This window comes from Paenibacillus sp. EB106-04-04-XG159, from assembly GCF_058791835.1.
On the sequence record NZ_JBYTDY010000028.1, the window covers coordinates 16,945 to 34,239 of the forward strand.

At 42.4% G+C, this 17,295-nt stretch carries 15 protein-coding genes; 13 read left to right on the forward strand and 2 right to left on the reverse strand.

Translation table 11 applies throughout. The features are described from left to right. Window positions 1-53: 53 nt before the first annotated feature. Window positions 54-1,229: a DUF4272 domain-containing protein gene (locus AC3WTP_RS22330; protein WP_492396829.1), complete on the forward strand. Its 1,176-nt coding sequence runs from the start codon at window positions 54-56 to the stop codon at window positions 1,227-1,229. Window positions 1,230-1,267: 38 nt separating this feature from the next. Continuing rightward, window positions 1,268-2,581 (forward strand): WD40 repeat domain-containing protein, encoded by a 1,314-nt coding sequence (locus tag AC3WTP_RS22335; RefSeq protein ID WP_492396830.1) that lies wholly within the window; start codon window positions 1,268-1,270, stop codon window positions 2,579-2,581. 138 nt (window positions 2,582-2,719) lie between these two features. Here AC3WTP_RS22335 and AC3WTP_RS22340 read toward each other — a convergent pair whose 3' ends face one another. Both AC3WTP_RS22340 and AC3WTP_RS22345 read right to left on the reverse strand, forming a co-directional pair. Next, window positions 2,720-2,989, reverse strand: a complete 270-nt coding sequence (locus AC3WTP_RS22340; protein ID WP_492396831.1) for a CD3324 family protein — start codon at window positions 2,987-2,989, stop codon at window positions 2,720-2,722. Beyond that, complete coding sequence (locus AC3WTP_RS22345; RefSeq protein WP_492396832.1) at window positions 2,986-3,927, reverse strand: hypothetical protein; 942 nt, start codon at window positions 3,925-3,927, stop codon at window positions 2,986-2,988. Before AC3WTP_RS22345 ends, AC3WTP_RS22340 begins: the two co-directional genes overlap by 4 nt. A 201-nt stretch (window positions 3,928-4,128) precedes the next feature. Here AC3WTP_RS22345 and AC3WTP_RS22350 point away from each other — a divergent pair, with 201 nt between their 5' ends. The 11 genes from AC3WTP_RS22350 to AC3WTP_RS22400 all read left to right on the forward strand — a co-directional run bounded on the left by AC3WTP_RS22350 (window position 4,129) and on the right by AC3WTP_RS22400 (window position 17,239). Further along, window positions 4,129-4,476 carry a ClpX C4-type zinc finger protein gene (locus AC3WTP_RS22350; protein WP_492396833.1) on the forward strand — a complete coding sequence of 116 codons (348 nt, stop codon included), beginning with the start codon at window positions 4,129-4,131 and terminating at the stop codon, window positions 4,474-4,476. A 486-nt stretch (window positions 4,477-4,962) separates the two neighbouring features. After that, a complete protein-coding gene (locus AC3WTP_RS22355; protein WP_492396834.1) occupies window positions 4,963-5,910 on the forward strand; it encodes an ABC transporter permease in 948 nt (315 codons plus the stop codon). A 13-nt stretch (window positions 5,911-5,923) separates the two neighbouring features. Further along, window positions 5,924-6,793 carry a carbohydrate ABC transporter permease gene (locus AC3WTP_RS22360; protein ID WP_492396835.1) on the forward strand — a complete coding sequence of 290 codons (870 nt, stop codon included), beginning with the start codon at window positions 5,924-5,926 and terminating at the stop codon, window positions 6,791-6,793. A gap of 71 nt (window positions 6,794-6,864) precedes the next feature. Continuing rightward, window positions 6,865-8,451, forward strand: a complete 1,587-nt coding sequence (locus AC3WTP_RS22365; RefSeq protein ID WP_492396836.1) for an extracellular solute-binding protein — start codon at window positions 6,865-6,867, stop codon at window positions 8,449-8,451. Window positions 8,452-8,541: 90 nt separating this feature from the next. Beyond that, window positions 8,542-10,281: a sensor histidine kinase gene (locus tag AC3WTP_RS22370; RefSeq protein WP_492396837.1), complete on the forward strand. Its 1,740-nt coding sequence runs from the start codon at window positions 8,542-8,544 to the stop codon at window positions 10,279-10,281. Continuing rightward, a complete protein-coding gene (locus tag AC3WTP_RS22375) occupies window positions 10,281-11,903 on the forward strand; it encodes a response regulator transcription factor (RefSeq protein WP_492396844.1) in 1,623 nt (540 codons plus the stop codon). The genes AC3WTP_RS22370 and AC3WTP_RS22375 overlap by 1 nt, the downstream gene beginning before the upstream one ends. 99 nt (window positions 11,904-12,002) lie before the next feature. After that, a complete protein-coding gene (locus AC3WTP_RS22380) occupies window positions 12,003-14,228 on the forward strand; it encodes an FAD-dependent oxidoreductase (protein WP_492396838.1) in 2,226 nt (741 codons plus the stop codon). 7 nt (window positions 14,229-14,235) lie between these two features. Then, complete coding sequence (locus AC3WTP_RS22385) at window positions 14,236-15,444, forward strand: SGNH/GDSL hydrolase family protein (protein WP_492396839.1); 1,209 nt, start codon at window positions 14,236-14,238, stop codon at window positions 15,442-15,444. A 228-nt stretch (window positions 15,445-15,672) separates the two neighbouring features. Next, window positions 15,673-16,338, forward strand: a complete 666-nt coding sequence (locus AC3WTP_RS22390) for a carboxylesterase family protein (protein WP_492396840.1) — start codon at window positions 15,673-15,675, stop codon at window positions 16,336-16,338. A gap of 156 nt (window positions 16,339-16,494) precedes the next feature. Continuing rightward, the gene (locus AC3WTP_RS22395; RefSeq protein WP_492396845.1) at window positions 16,495-16,890 is read left to right on the forward strand and encodes a GNAT family N-acetyltransferase; all 396 of its coding nucleotides are present in this window, start codon (window positions 16,495-16,497) and stop codon (window positions 16,888-16,890) included. Window positions 16,891-17,023: 133 nt separating this feature from the next. Beyond that, window positions 17,024-17,239, forward strand: a complete 216-nt coding sequence (locus AC3WTP_RS22400) for a hypothetical protein (RefSeq protein ID WP_492396841.1) — start codon at window positions 17,024-17,026, stop codon at window positions 17,237-17,239. Window positions 17,240-17,295: the final 56 nt, after the last annotated feature.

The window sequence follows — 17,295 nt, forward strand, 5'->3', positions numbered from 1 at the left end:
GGATAATCATTCTATCAAAAATGCTTGCAAGGCAACATGAGGAGGAACTAGTTTTGAATCATTTCACGATATTTGCATCCAGGAACGACATTAACGACATTGAAGCGAAGATAGCAGACGTTTTTGCTAAGGGCTTTGACGTAAAAGTGAACGAAAATGAATACTTCATCAAGTCCAAGACGCTGTTCAACAAACATAAGATCACGATCAGAGTCGCATCCGAAGAAACAAATCCCGATTATTTCTCGAAGAATATTCCCGGTATGATGGGGTTCTATGATCGTATTCCTTTTGCAGATGAGAATCTTAAAGAGCTGGTAATGACTCAAATATCCGTCCTAAATACGATGGTTGCCATCGAATCCGAGAAGGAACTGAACGACGGGCTGATGCAGCTATTTACGAAGCTGCTATCGGAAATTGGCGGGATCGGCTTTTTGCCAAATGGAATATTACTTGATCAAGATGGAGAAGTCATTGTTTATCCTGACGGCAGTTCGGGTTCGTCCGACTTCAGACCTCATGCCGCTCCGAGAAAGGTGCTGGGGCCTGAGATCACATCCGAGGAAGGTGAGCAGCGAAAAGACAGAAGTATTGCTTATTTAAATGAAAAGGGTATTCCGTATATTACTTGGATGCCTCAGCTGCCGCCATTAGTACAATGTCAGTTTAAAACACAGGAAGAGATCGCAAAAAGAGCCGTCGCCTTACTGATCGTGATCCAATACGCTTGCGATGTGGCGCAAAGCCGAGATATCCATGAGTCCAGAAACTTCTTTATAGGCATGCTGCAGAAATATGGCGTGGAAAATTGCCTGACTGAGGCTGAAAGCAGCTTCTTGCAGAATGATGAACCAGATGTGCAAGAGGCGGTCAATCTAACTTGGCAATATGAAGCGTATTGGCCGCTTATATGGGCATTGGGTCTTGTAGATTCACTTGAATTCCCTGATCAGGTATGCGACTGCGATTATGCGATTAACATCGTTTCCAACTGTGAATCGTTTGAACAGTTCTATCAGAATACGACGATGCGCAGCAAACAAGAAATACTAGATGAAGCAGACAAAATTTATAGACTCCATTGGGCATGTGTAAATAGCAGAATTAAAGGAGAAGAAGCTCCTGCCGGCATGAATGAAAGTATCGTTATGGAAAGACGCAGGGGGCTGTTCTGGATGACCGGCCATCGGGATGAACAATGGGATGACATTTCGATGGATACCTAGAATCAAGACCTCAACACATTCATGAGGAGGACAATCATTTGAGTTGGTTAAATGAAGAGCTAGCAGCAAACTGGCGCAGCGAAGGCAAAAGGTATGCTTCTGAAATAAACGAATATGTACGAATCGGAATGGAAACCGACTGGAAGCAAAAACAAAGGGAACCGGAGAATGACCAGCGTCATCTTATGTCTTCGGCTGTGGTTAAGATGATTCGCGCTGCAAATAAAGCTGGAGATGTAGAACGGCTTCGTCGGGAATTGCCACCGGCAACGTGGCCGATTACGCATTCACGTGAGCAAGAACTGCAGGCAATTAGGCCCGCTGGCTTTATGAAGGATGGCGGTGTCATTGTACATACTGGGTATCCCGGAATGGGCGGACCGTTGTACCTTGTTTATCAGGATCAAATAACCGAGCTTAAGGGGCTGGATCATGTCGGTTGCTCGCCGGACGGAAATTATTTCGCTCTTGTTAATCAGGAAGGCATTCGGATCGTGCGTGAAATGGATTGTCGTTTAGAGGGTGAGGAGACTGCATTTTTTGCGTGGGAAAATATTCGAAGCAGCATCAAAGCATCTCTCGCTAACTTGGAATCCCTTGCAGATGAAGAGCATCCGGAGTGTGTGTTGATCGAAGCGATTCCGTATGGCAAAGGAAAAAAGGTATTGCTTGTATCCGATCTCGGAATTTATACAGTGGAAAGTGGACAGGCAACGCTGATTCATCCGGACATATCTGAGCTTTTAGAGGATGATGATTTTGAGAATACGTCCATTGCTATGGCTCATGGAGCTGTTTCACCGGATGAACGCTGGATTGCTTATGGCAGCCAGTGCAGTGAGCATTTACTGCGAGATTTGACTGATGGTACTGAATATTCAATTGCGCCTGATTCCAGTTATCCGCATTTTGCTCTTTTTTCCCGGGATAGTCGCGAGGTGTGGTATAATTCCTGTCATTTCTATAATGGTGTGACGATTCGTGTGCCAGTTTCAGCGGCCGGGCAAGATACTGCCAAAGACAATGAAGAGTGGGATCCCATGGACGACGAAATGCGCGTATACGCCGCAGTCGCTCTGAAAAATGGCCATATCTTAGGCGACGCCAACGGTTATCTTCGATATATTAACCGAGAAGGTCAACAGGTGTGGCGTCATTTTGTCGGCAGTACGATTTCCGGGATGGTCTTATCAACAGATGAAGCGCGGTTAGCGGTAGGAACATACGGAGGCATGCTCCACTTTATTGACCTGAACAGCGGGTTCAGGGATGAATATACGATAGGTACTGCAGATATATCGGAAACAAGCCGCTGGATTCTATGGCGGAACGAGGAGCCGGTGCGCTGGTAGCATAAATATAGGAACAATTTATTCTAGTTGGTGAACATTAAAACAGCGGTCAGTCTAAGACTTTTTCGTCCATGGCTTCCGCTGTTTTGATTTATGATGGTGACACATCTGTCCAACGACACAAAAGCTTGATTTACCCTAATACGTCCTTCGCTCACAAACGATTCCACGAATACGATCTTCACTTAGATGGAATAGCTCCGCTAGTTGATCGAATCGATATCCTTCATTATATTTACGGAATATCTCATCATTTCTGTTATCAATCTCATCACGAATTCCTGTTGAAGATCCCCAATCTTCTCGTACGGTTTGAGGAATATAGATATGCTTTCCGCGCACATATTTTTGTATTTCTTGAATCAGCTCGGCTGGCAATATTTCTTTAGCATTAATATATTTTTTCATATTGGACTTATACGTTTCTGTAGACGAATGATGTTTGCATTTTCTAAATTATTGTTATTGAACCCCTCCGCAACAAGTGCGGAAAAGACATCAAAATGCTTTAAAGTCATTCGGGTTATAACAGACTGCACATTCAATTGTTTCATGGATAATAAGGCAGCATGTAATAATCTTTTTTTCTCTTCGCTCTTTACTTCAAACCTTGGACGAAAATGCAATCCAAACGCAGAAGCATATAGCTCTTTGCTATTCCCGAAATCATATATATTGACTCGATAATAAGCAATTCCAGAAATTTCGCCCGAACCTTCATCTCTGAGTGTTAAGACGATTTCGTCTGGCTTACGCTCTAAATCATATACATTCCCAACATTTTCAGCCATGCTGTCTTCGCCATCTTCTAAAAGCACTTCTTGAATCGTATGAAAGTCCATAACCGAAGAGGGTTGAATTCCAGTTATGTTAAATTGATCTGATTCTTCCCAACAATTTAAATCCAAAGATGCAGTCACTAAAGTAAACTCATCTGAGATAAATCCCATTTGCTCCCACATTGTAATTACTCGGTTTCGAACTTGACCGAACTGGGTGTTAGTAAATACAAAAAGCTTGCTTCCACCTAACTTCCTAATGTTCTCTGAACAGCAGTCAATCATAGTTTGAAGCGCTTCTGTTGGAATATCTTCGACAAAGCCAAATTCCAAGACTCCATTCTTCGTTAATTTGGAGCGTTTAACTCCCATAAAGGCAGCAAGCTTGTTTCCATCCATAGCTACAAATCCTGTATTACCTTCTGTATCAAGATACGTTCGTTTAAAGTCTTCAATTGTTCTCTCATACGTTATGTCAGGAAGGTAAGCTAACCTGTGAAAGGTGTCATCGATCAATCTAATAACTTCTTGAAATTCATCCGTTTCGGTTATGTTTCTTATTTTCACATTTATCACAACCTTTCTCGTTACTTATTTCGATTATGACTCATAATTCTCCCTAATGTAATACTAATCATTTTTATAAAAATACTTTTGGAATGTTCATTACGATTGGGGTAGTCTAAGACAAATCTATGGAAATAAAGGAATTATGAATTGTCTGACGAACAGTAAATTGTAAATATATGTTTATTGGGGGGGGCTGTTATGGAGCAACAAGAAATAACATGTTCATTTTGTACTAAGAAACCTGAACAAACTGGGCTAATTTTTCGAGCGAATAAAGAAGGAGTATACATTTGTGATGAATGTGCAATATTTATTGTTTTCGGACCTGTAATGTCAAATGGTGGGGACGGAATTGATTTCATACTGCCCAATGGCGAAATTAAGAGAATCAACTCATTCGGTGAACAATACCTTGGAGCAGAGTTTTGCCCAAGCTGTAATACATATAATGTTGAGTTAGGGGTTCCAGTTAAAGATAATTGTATTCGTTGTGGCTCAATCTTTCCAATAAGAAAAATTGTAAAGTTCGATGAATTGGGATTATAGATTGGATATTCCAAAACATATTTTTCGGTACTTACTCCAATGGAATTGCTAATGTAAAGAAACCCATGCTGCTCGTGTGTGTGCTTAAAATATTAAATGGAATCAAGCCGCTGGATTCTATGGCGGAACGAAGAGCCGGTGCGCTGGTAGCGTGTATAGAGGAACAATGTACTATTGTTCGTGAACATTAAAACAGCGGTCAGTCTAGGAATTTTTTTGTCCATGCTGCCGCTGTTTTGATTTATGGTGGTGACACATCTGTCCAACGACACAAAAGCTTGATTTACCCTAATTCGTCCTTCGCTCACAAACGATTCCACGAATACGATCTTCACTTAGATGGAATAGCTCCTTTTCATGCCTATTGTATTGGAATTATCCAAGGCTGTACTTACTTAATATCTTATAAGAAATTCTTGAAATTACAGAAATTTATCCAATAGGGGGATGCTATTATACAAGTATAAATAAAGACGAGGTGAAGATATGCAAGCGAAATTGGCAGCGGACGCCATTCCCCTCTCCAAAAAGCGGAATTCATGGATAAGAACGATACAAAAGTATAAAGTGATGTATGCTCTATTGTTCCCGGCATTAGTTTACTTTGTAGTATTCAAATACATTCCTATGGCGGGAATCATAATTGCTTTCAAAAACTATAACCTGGCTTTGGGACTATGGGATAGCCCATGGGTAGGATTCAAAAACTTTGAAGATTTTATTAATGGTGTATATTTCTGGGACATCATGAGAAATACGGTTATCATATCGCTGTATAAGTTATTGTTCGGTTTCTCCGCTCCCATCGTGCTAGCTTTGCTTCTCAATGAAGTTTATACCCAATGGTTTAAGAAAATCGTACAAACGATCACTTATTTGCCCCATTTTCTGTCATGGGTCATTGTTTATGGACTCATGGTGGCATTATTAGCCCCAGGAGATGGCCTTTTTAATATGATTTTGAAGGAAAATGGGGTTCAACCCATCTCCTTTTTAACGGAACCTGCCTGGGGCAGACTGCTGATCATCTTATCTGAAATATGGAAGGATATTGGATGGGGAGCGATATTGTACCTTGCCGCATTAGCAGGAATCGATCCAAGCTTATATGAAGCGGCTCGAATTGATGGCGCTTCCAAGTGGAGACAGCTATTGCATGTCACATTACCCGGCATTCGAGGAGTCATTATTCTGATGCTGATCCTTAAATTAAGCCATATTCTGGATGCTGGCTTTGACCAAATCTTCATGTTTGCTAACAGTTTTAACCAGGAGAAGATCGACATTATCGACACATGGGTATACCGTGAAGGGTTGGAGCGACTTAAGATTGGCTTGGCTACTGCTGTAGGATTGTTTAAAGCTGTCATCGGATTTATATTAGTTTTGGCTGCGAACAAGCTCGCCAAAAAATTCGATGGGCAAATCTGGTGAGGTGGTTTTTCGTATGATTAATCTGACAATCGGTGAAAAAGTATGGCAAGCAGCCGTTTATTTTATTCTTATTTTACTATCTCTGCTTTGCTTGCTTCCCTTTCTATATGTGGTTGCTGTTTCAGTGACGCCAGAATCGGAAGTGTTAAGAAAAGGAATTGTTATTATACCAGAATCCTTTACCTTTGTAGCCTATAAAGAAGTATTCATTTCTCATGGTATAGGGCAGGCGTATAAAATTACATTGTTTCGAACGATTGTAGGCACTGCACTAAATGTGTTTTTTACGATAATAGCGGCTTATCCGTTATCCAAAAAATACTTGCCGGGACGCAGCTCATTTTTACTATTCATTGTGTTTACCATGATGTTTAGCGGAGGATTAATTCCGACTTATTTGTTAATCCGCTCACTAGGATTGCTAAACAGTCCGTGGGTATTGATTATTCCGCATCTTATTAGTGCATTTAATCTGGTGATCATTAAAGGCTTTTTCGAGCAATTGCCTGCTGAAATCGAGGAATCGGCGAGGGTAGACGGCGCAAGTGAACTTCAGTCGCTATGGAGGATCATTTTACCCCTTTCCTTGCCCGTCCTCGCCACCATTTCCTTATTTTACGCAGTGGGACATTGGAACAGTTATTTCGATGCTATTGTTTACTTAAATGATTCGAACTTAATGCCGCTTCAAGTTGTCTTGCGCAACATTCTGCTTAACGTCGCAACACAAAGCGCTGATTCGATTGCCAATTCCGGAGCGGTTAGCAAGTTCGCTGTGCAAATGGCCGCTGTCGTCGTGACTACGGTTCCGATTTTGATCGTTTATCCATTTATGCAGAAGCATTTTACTAAGGGTGTGCTCATGGGCTCGATTAAAGGTTAAAAGGCAATTCATATCTAGGTTGTTACGGGGACACCGTGATAATACATTTACAAGCAAAAGGAGAGGTCAATATGCAACGTAAGAAGATTTCATTTACTATTCTGGCTGCTATCGTAGGACTTGGAACGCTATTGTCAGGATGTGGGGAACAAGAAGAAGTTAAGCCGACAGCTTCGAGCAGCTCACCATCCACGGATAACAAGTTTGCGAACAAAATGAAAATCTCGATGTTTAACCAAGGTACTTTCAATGCTGCCGCTCCGATACCTCCACGTGATGAAGATATCCAACGCCAAATGTTGGAAGAAGCGATGAACATCGAATTGGATATGTTGATTCCTCAAGCTGGGCAAGCAACAACCAAACTGAATACGCTCATTGCAGGCGGGGATATTCCAGATTTGATCTTCTTAAAGAGCCGGGCTGACCTCGCGCAATATTATGACCAAGGCGTTCTTGCGGATTTGACACCGTATCTGGATCAGTTTCCTGAATTGCAGAAACGTTTTAGCAACGACTCCTGGGAGGCGATGTCCTATCAAGGAAAAACCATTGGAGTTCCAGGTTATGATAATGTAAACGGTATCAGTCGAAGCTTCTTCATCCGCAATGACTGGCTGAAAAAGCTGAATATGGAAGTGCCAACGACACCTGATGAGCTGTTTGAAGTTATGAAAGCCTTTACAGAGAAAGACCCGGACGGTAATGGCATAAACGATACGTACGGATTCATAGGCGGTATGAATAAAGAAGGCAATCTGCAAACCTACGGCTTCGATAGCTTGATGTGGATGTTTGGCGTCAATCCTCCCTCAGCCATTGAAGTGAAAGATAATAAACCGATATTCCTATTTATCGATCCTAAAATGAAAGAGGCGCTTGCTTACATTAATAAAATGATGGCAGCAAATGTGGTAGACCCAGACTGGGTGACGATGAATACGCCTGATTTGTTGGACCAAAAGTTATTTAAGGGTAAAGTTGGCTTCATGATAAGAGATGCCCGTAGGCTGGAACCGGATTATCAGCAGAAAATGAAAGAAGTCAGTGGAGAGGTGCCGGAATGGATAGTCATTCCTCCAATGAAAGGTCCTTACGGTGATCAAATTGTAGAGAGAAAATCGTTCCAAGGTAATTCATGGGCCATATCTAAGAAAGCGGATAAGGACAAAATCATTCGGATCTTGTCTATGCTGAATTATCTCTTTACGGACAAAGAAGCATATCCGAATTTTGCATACGGAATTAAAGGGATTCATTGGGATTTGGTGGACGGCAAGATCAAAAATAAAACCTCCGAATTATCGAAGGAAATGAAAGAAAAGTACCTATGGGTCGATCATTATAGAATGCCGCGCCATGGTGATGATGCTGAGTACTTCAGCTTTCAGAATCCTAAGACGACAGAAGCTTTCATGAATAATCAGAAATATGTGGGGCCAACGTTGCCAGGGAATTTATTGACCGCAGACCCCAGCGATACCTTGGCGGCTGACCGCACACGTTTCATTAATGAAAGCTTAGTCAAATTTATGACGGGCAAAGACCCTCTTTCCAACTGGGACAATTTCCTACAAACGTTGGATACCAAGTTTGACATGCAGAAATATAAGGATACAGCAATCAAGCAATTTAAAGAAGCCGGCATCATCAAGTAAAATAAACGAAGAGAGTGGCTATTCGTAGCCCCTCTCTTTATTGTCATATGCTATTCTTAGTGTAATACGGAATTAAAAGGAAGATGATCGATGCGAAGAAGAATCAGCTTGCCTTTAAAATTATTTTTTATCGTGTTTGCGTTTGTGTTAAGCTGCATAATCTTGATAAGCCAATTGTCTTATCGCTATATCCAAAAGGAAATAAGAACCAATGATATTTATTACACCAACCAAATACTTGACAAGGTCGATCAGTATTTCACGGTTAATTTTTCCTCCTTTCAGACGATCTTGTTCTCGGTCGAAACATCGGTGAAAGCCAACATTGACAATACGGAAGTGATTAAAAAGCAATTAAGAGAGCTATATGAACTCAACAGTAATTACGTCAGTAATATTTATTTGATCAAAAGCGATTTATCCATTCTAGGCGGAAGTACACCTACCCGAATATTCGATGAACCTTTATCTGAAAGAGAACCTTTGTTTGATGCGGCTGACAAGAACAGAAGGACTACATTTGTCAGTGATCCTTACAAATCTAAGTACTCCGGCTGGACAGTTACGATGGTTCGATATTTGAACGGCGCTCCGTTTCCTATGGCCATCGCGGTAGATTTGGATCTAAATGCCATTGAAGAAACCTTGTTCAAGATTAATAAACAAGAACAAATGAATCTGACTCTGATCACCGCATCAGGTCAAATCATTGCCGGATTTTCTGAAAATAAAGGACCACTGAATAATCAAGATCAACCTTTTTCAATCGGGGAAACGTCAGCGGAACAAATTCTGGATACTACAGAAACAAGCTTTCAACTTCATACCAAGGATGGCATTCCGGTCTCCATTCTGAAAAAACCGACGGAGAAATTCAACTGGACCATCATCTCGATCAACGATGAATCACGCTTGAAAGTTGCTTTGTCCAGATTGGAAACCTATTATATCGAGCTTCTAGCTGCAGGTCTTCTCTTAAGTTTGTTCATTTCTTTTTTTATTGCCAAATATATAAGAAACCCACTCTATGCGCTCAAAACAAAAATGAAGCGGGTGGAGCAAGGCTTCCTCACAACTACAATAACGATTAACCGAAACGATGAGTTTGGAGATCTTTCCCGAGCCTTCGATCGTATGCTGCTGCAAATCGTGGAACTGATTCGGCGAGCGGAGCTTCATAATGAACTTGAGCGCAAGCTGGAAATCCAAGTGCTGCAGTCACAAATAAATCCTCATTTTCTGTATAACACGCTTGGTTCTATCAGCAATGTTATACGCCTCGGACAAATAGAGAAAGTAGATGTGGTGATCGGGTCTCTCATTTCATTATTGGAATACGGGATTGATGACGCTTCAGAGAAAGTTTCACTACATCAGGAATTGCGAAATGTATCGGACTATATCGAGATCCAGAACATCCGCTATAACAGGAACTTCCACTTGATTGAAAATATCGAAGCAGGGTTAATAGATTTTCCGGTTTTTCGAATGCTGCTGCAGCCCCTTGTGGAGAATAGTATCTTCCATGGTTATAACGGAGGGGGGATCGAAGGCCCTATTACTATTCATGCGTACAGGGAGGGCGGCATCGTCATAATAGAAGTAGTTGATCAAGGCGAGGGAATTCCAACTGATAAAATAAAGCATATTTTAACTTCAGAACCTAGTGATGTGGTAGTGAAAAGGAAAAGAATCGGGTTAAATAATATTCATGGCCGAATAAGACTTCACTACGGAGAACAGTTCGGGCTCCAAATCATAAGCATACCTAAGGAAATAACCCGTGTTCGCGCTTTATTCCCAGCAGGCTTGTTTAAAGGAGATGCATGATGGTGAGAGACTACACCTGCTTCATTGTTGACGATGAAGATCTAATCATTCAGAGATTGGAATTGTTTTTTAACGAGCTCTCCCATAGGGATAGGCGATTTCTTTTAGTGGGAAAAGCGAATAATGGGCTGAAGGGGATAGAGGAGATCGTAAAGCTTAAGCCGGATATCGTGATATCTGATATCGTTATGCCTCGAATGGATGGAATTTCCATGATTGAGCAGCTAAAGCCAGAGCTTCCTCATACCCAATACATTCTTTTGACCGCCTATTCATCCTTTGAATACGCCCAGAGAGCTATTCAAGCCAACGTATTGGAGTACATTGTTAAGGTTCCGCTCAGGGAAGCGGATTTGGATCGAGCTTTAGACAAGGCAGCCGGGATTTTAAATGAGGTTAAGAAAAAAGAAGCGGAAATTCAATCGTTAAACGTATCCGTGCTTGAAAATAAATATAGAGTCCGCAAGCAATTTTTTAACGAGCTTATCAGAGGCGAAATTCCTTCTCATCGGGCATCGGAATTTGCCAATCGCATGCAGTTCCATTTCTTTCAAGCCAACTATTGCTGCTTCATTGTTGAAATGAATCTGTATGAAAGTTTCCGAAACGAATACTCAGCGGCTGATCAAAACATCTTGAAATATGCGATAACGAATATAATCGAAGAAACTGTGATGAATGGTGGCAGAGGTGTAGCTGCGGATCTATCCGATAATCGTTTTATTGGCTTTCTTTCCTGGGAAAATAATCGCAGTGATATGGAAACGGAATATGCTTGCCAGACATTGGGGGGGCAGATCGTCTCCCATTTGCATCAATATTTGAATCAAAGGGTATCCGTCGCTTTTGGAGGTCCGCACCGAGGCTGGGAATCCATCAAACAAGCGTACACAGAAGCTAAAAATGTGAGTGAGGATTTCTATTATCATACAGAGAAAGTAGTAAAAACACCCGTGCATCGGTTCCATTACCATAATGACAGAAAAGAGGACTTTCAGCAGAAACTGGCTGATTTTCTTGCTTGGGTGAAAAGAAAGGTTTCCAAGGAAGAGCTGGAGAAAGAATTTGCTGATTTGAACCAATTTGTTACGGACCATAAAATCCATAAGTCCATCATGGCGCCCATGCTTCGAGACTTGTACAGAGACATTACTGTGAAGTTTAAATCGGGGAACAAGTTGACCACGGAAGTAGCAGAGTTTCCCATAGAATTTATGGCTTTTCGGGAGCAGCTTGCCTATATTGGCGATTGCACATTCGAATATGCACACGCTGGCCAACTTGTACATCGTGCAGAAATCATGAGTGCTATGCGGTTTATAGAGAAAAACCTGAGACAGCGATTAACGTTGGAGGCTATTGCCGAGCAAGTGAATTTAGCACCGTCGTATTTTAGCAGCTTATTCAAAAAAACAATGAACGAAGGCGTTATCAGCTACATCAACCGTAAAAAAATTCAATTAGCTCTCGAGCTGTTAAATGTTCAGGATTATTCTTTATTGGAATTGTGCGAGGAAGTGGGAATCGTCAATGAAGGTTATTTTTGCAAATTATTTAAAGAATATACGGGTGATACTCCTAAGCAATATCGGATAAAAATGACACGGTATGAATCCAAATAAGGTTGCTGAGAATGTATGAATTTTTCGCGAAATCATGTAAAAAAAAGGGGATCAAAAGGATTACCATGATAGAAGTATCTAATCGTGGAGGTTATCAAAATGGAGCTTATTAAAGCAGATGTAACCGTCGTAGGCGGAGGTATTGCTGGGATATGCGCTGCCATTGCTGCCGCACGCCAAGGGCTGCAGGTTTCACTTATTAATGATCGACCGGTTCTTGGAGGAAATGCGAGCAGCGAAGTCAGGGTTCATATCAACGGGTCGGCATATCTCGGAAACAGTCCATCCTATTATGCACGCGAGGGCGGGTTGGTGGAAGAACTCAAATTGAAGATTTTTCACTATAATCCGTTGTACAACAAGAAGCTTATGCTCTCGCTTTCGGATACGGTCTTGTTGGATATGGTCTATGATGAGCCTAACATTTCTCTATTTCTGAATACATGCGTGCATGAAACGGGCATGGAGAATGGCAGAATTAAATGGGTGGAGGGCCTTCAATTGGCTTCCGAAAGAAAATTTCGTTTTGAAAGCCGAACCTACATCGATTGCTCCGGAGATGGAGTTGTCGGATATCAAGCAGGTGCTCTCTTCCGATGGGGGAGAGAAGCGAAGCATGAATACAACGAAGAATTGGCTCCTGAAGTGGCGGACCATTACACCATGGGCGATACGATCCTGTTTCAAGCCCGTGACGTAGAATATTCCGTTCCATACAAAAGGCCTGGCTTTGCGTATGATATTACGAAGTTGGCCTTTTTCGATAGTATCAGAAAAGGCTTAAACCATCGGGTTTTTCCAAGAAAAATCAACGGGCTTGGCGGATTGTGGTGGCTGGAATACGGCGGACATATGGATATTATCAAGAATAATGAAGACATCGCATTGGAACTGCGGAAATTGCTGTACGGGATTTGGGATTATATCAAAAATAGCGGCGAATTTGATCATGTAGACAATCTCATCTTGGATTATGTATGCCCGATTCCGGGAAAGCGGGAGTCGAGGCGGTTTATAGGGGAACACATGTTGTCTCAGAACGATCTTACAGCAAAGCCGCATTTCGAAGATGCTGTATCCGTCGGAGGATGGTATATGGATTTACATGCGAATAAGGGCATCTACGATGAGGGCCCGGCTACAGCATGGAATTTCGTGCCTGGATTGTACAATATTCCTTTCCGCAGTTTATATTCACGAAATATTCCTAATCTCATGTTCGCTGGTCGCAATATAAGTGCTACCCATGTGGCTTTCGGATCTACAAGGGTCATGGCAACCTGCGGTTGTATGGGGCAGGCGGTTGGAACGGCTGCTTCGCTATGCTTGAAATATGAGGTAGACCCGGCGGCTATCGTCGAAGCTCATATGGGGGAGCTGCAGGCGCTGCTGCTTCGAGACGGGCAAACGATTGTAGGGCTTCAAGAGGAATTGGATCCTTACTTCGCTGACGGATTAACTATTCGTGCCTCGTCTCAGCGCAGCTATGAGAATCTTCATCCAACCGAAGAGATTTCCTTGGAGAAAGGGTTATGTTTGGCCTTGCCGATTCAGACATCGGTGGCTGAAAGCGTACGAATCAAAATTAAAAATATGTCCGAGCATTCGGAAACGCTGCATGTGAAGCTGTTTGGCGGGGAACGGAAGGAAAACTACATTCCCACCTGCGAGTTGAAAGACTACCGCTTGGTTATTGCAGCCGGTCATGACGACTGGATTACGCTAGACTTGGGCTGCAAGAAACCGGCTGACGACAAAATCTACATCGTATTGGAAGGTACGGCGAGCATTGCCGTATACGGCAATGAAGAGAAAATGACAGGAGCGGTCAGCTTCCATTATAAGCCGGAAGAGCCGTCCAGGCTGAAGAAATTCAATAAGAGCATTTGCTTCAAGGATCTGTTACCATCCCAGAATATGTATAATCCTGAGAATGTCGTCAACGGCTTCTCCAGACCTTATGGTCTGCCGAACGGCTGGATTTCTGAACGTACGGAAGGACAGGAATGGTTGGAATTCTGTTTTGCAGGCCCCAAAAATGTAGACGAAATCCATCTTGTTTTCAATTCACAGTTGGATTTGGAGCATTTCGACCATCCTATCGAGCCACTTATCCAAGATTATGATGTAACCTTAACCTTAGAAGACGGAACCGAGAGTGAAATTATAATCCGTGGGAATTATCTTACGTTGAATAAACATAAAGTGGATGCGACACGTGTAACCCGAATCCGGTTTGATTTCTGCGCAACATATGGTTCTCCTTATTATGAAGTGTTTGCTGTAAAATGGTTTGCTCCTAAAACGATAAGTGAGGTCAGGTGAAGTCGTGATGAAGGAATTATTCCCTCGAAGAGGGCTGCCTAATGTCATTCATAAGCTGGAAAATGGGGATACAGTAACAATCGTCTATTTTGGTGGCAGTAATACGCGTTCTGAAGGATACAGGGTTATGACGGCGGATTGGCTTCGAGGGCAATATCCCAATGCGGATATCCGCTCTGTGAATGCAGGCATTTCTGGGACAGGATCGGACCTCGGCTGCGCCCGTTTGGAGATGGATGTGCTGCGTCATCAGCCTGATCTCGTGTTTGTTGAATTTGTTGGTAACGATGGCGGAGTTCCCGAATCCAAGGCGCGGATTGAAGGAATTGTCCGTCAGATCCGCAAGTGGAGCCGGTTTACCGATATCCTGTTCGTTTATACGCTGAAGGAGCGGGATGTGGTCGGATTTCAGTCAGGGGAATACCAGAAGGGGGCTCTCATGCAAGAGGAAGTGGCCGATTATTACGGTATTCCTTCGATTCATCTGGGCGTAGCGGTCAGTCATTTGGTGTCCGAGGGAAAGCTCATTTTCACCTCAAGCGCAGACCAGTCCAATCCCGGAGCCGTCATTTTTACGCATGATTCGATTCATCCGACAATTCCCGAAGGACACCAGATTTACACGGATACAATCACCCGGTCGTTTGAGAATATTAGCGAACTTCGAGGTCGCGTGGGAAGGGTCGAACATCACTTGCCTCAGGACCCTTTGGTCCCGGTCAATCCTTGGGAGTATGCGACCATGCTGTCACTGGATAGTCTTACTCATTTTTCCGCAGGATGGTCTTACATGACTCCCGATGATTTTGCTTTAGTGCGCGAGTACAATTGGTTGTTCCCCGGCCTATGGCGAGCAGTCGATCCTGGAGAGGCTATCACGGTGCAGTTCGAGGGAACCCATATCGGGTTATTCGATATCGGGGGGCCTGATTCTGGCAGATTGAAGGTGTCGGTGGATGGTGGGGAACCCTTTCTTGTCGATCGATTCACACCACACAACGATCATAATCGAAATCAGTATGTATTCTTGCCGGAGCTTCCGAATGGGAAACATACGGTTCGTTTCGAAGTCGATACCGAGAAGACAGACAAAGCGGCCGTGTTTGAGGCATGCGGCAATGAACGAAGTAGAGAGCATGTTCTGCAGCATCCAGATTGGTACGATCAAACGGTGATCCAGCTTGGGAAGTTGTTATTGGTGCAGCCGCCATTATAATTGATAGCCTAAAAAGAGGAAGATCAATAGTTCCTCAACCAGTGCTGCTATGGCAAACTTTTGTTAACGGGTAGCAAAAGCTCAACATTATGACCATGAACAGAATGTAAAGGCTTATTGGTAGTCTGTTCAGTTAAAGGCTAAAATACAACTGAAGGAATTTCGGGAAATATGGGGAATTCTATCTTTATCCCATATGGGAGATATCACAAAAGTGAGGGAGATACAATGAGTCAAACCGCAAATAAATTGGAAAAAGAAATAACAAAAAAAGTGCGGATGAAATACCTCTTACATTTACCAGATCATTATGAAAAAGAATCCTCAATTAAGTGGCCTTTAATCTTATTTCTTCACGGGGCAGGTGAACGTGGAGATGATTTGGAGTTGGTAAAAGTACATGGAATTCCTATGATAGCAGAACGCGATCCTTCTTTTCCATTCATTACGATTTCCCCTCAATGCCCGGAGGATTCTTTTTGGAATGTTGAACAAGACGGATTGATGGCATTAGTAGATGAGATCATTGCAAACTACAACGTAGATCCAGATCGGTTATACTTGACGGGGCTAAGCATGGGTGGTTATGGGACGTGGCACTTAGCAGCAGAATATCCAGGAAGGTTCGTGGCTATCGCTCCAATATGTGGTGGAGGTAACCCCAACCGGATACATGAACTAATAGGAACACCCACCTGGGCATTCCATGGCGCGAAGGATGATATAGTTCCTATTGCTGAATCTAAAAAAATGGTAGACGCACTTCGCGAAAACGGTGGAAAAGTCTCTTTCACAATCTATCCTGAGTCGAATCACAACTCCTGGACAGAAACATACGATAATCCGGAATTATATAGCTGGTTTCTAGGTCATTCTTTAACGGTAAGGAAATGAAGTTGTTTTTACACTAACGGGTAACTTTAGCTCAATAATCATCAGGAAAGGCTGTCGACAGCAATGGATCGGCGGCCTTTTTCAACTAACTGGCAGGAGTGCGTGAGCTGATGAAGAACTTTAATAAACGATGAATTGCAAAGGAGAGATGGTCAACTGAATCAAGAGATAGTCATTAATTTACCGTTAAAGCCTCATGAAGTTCCAACTTTAAGAGAACTGGTGGGTTGGGATGGTCGGCATTCTGATTATCCAATTTTATTTGATCGTTGCAATTTTTGGGCTGGACTCAAGGATGAAAAGAATGAACTAATAGCATTTGGTTATATTGCAGGAATGGGATTACAACATGGATATATGGAAGATATCATTGTACATCCGCAACATCAGAGAAAAGGAATAGGTCAAGCCTTAGTAAAGAAATTACTTCAAGAGGCTGAACGTTTTGGGTTAGAGATTGTAACATTGACTTATGATTCAAAACATAAAGCGTTGTACTCAGATTGTGGGTTTGTTCCTTGTTCCGGAGGACTCTGGAGGAGAAAAGACTAAACTAACTGGGAACTTTACCACAATAACAATTAGGAGAAGGTAGCCAGTATTATCGTCTGCCTTTTCCCTGCTAAAGGGCAGAGTAGCGTAACAAAATGCTTCCTTTTTAGTTAATGTAATAAGGAGTGAGACAATGAGGAGTATTTCTTTTGTTTTTCTAGCATTGATTTTTTTATTAAGTGGATGTAGTAGCAATCCAACCGAAGAAAGAAGTAAATCAATGCTCTATGATTTTAGTGAACCGTTTAGATTTCCATTTGAAGTTAATGAAGTTCGTACGGAGATAGCAATTGATAATCCAGATGTACTTCAACAATATGTTTTTCATTATGACGGATTGTCAAGCTAAGCGCGACAGTTCGTCCATGAATGCTTCGTGAGCAGATTTCCAGCCAAGACATTTAC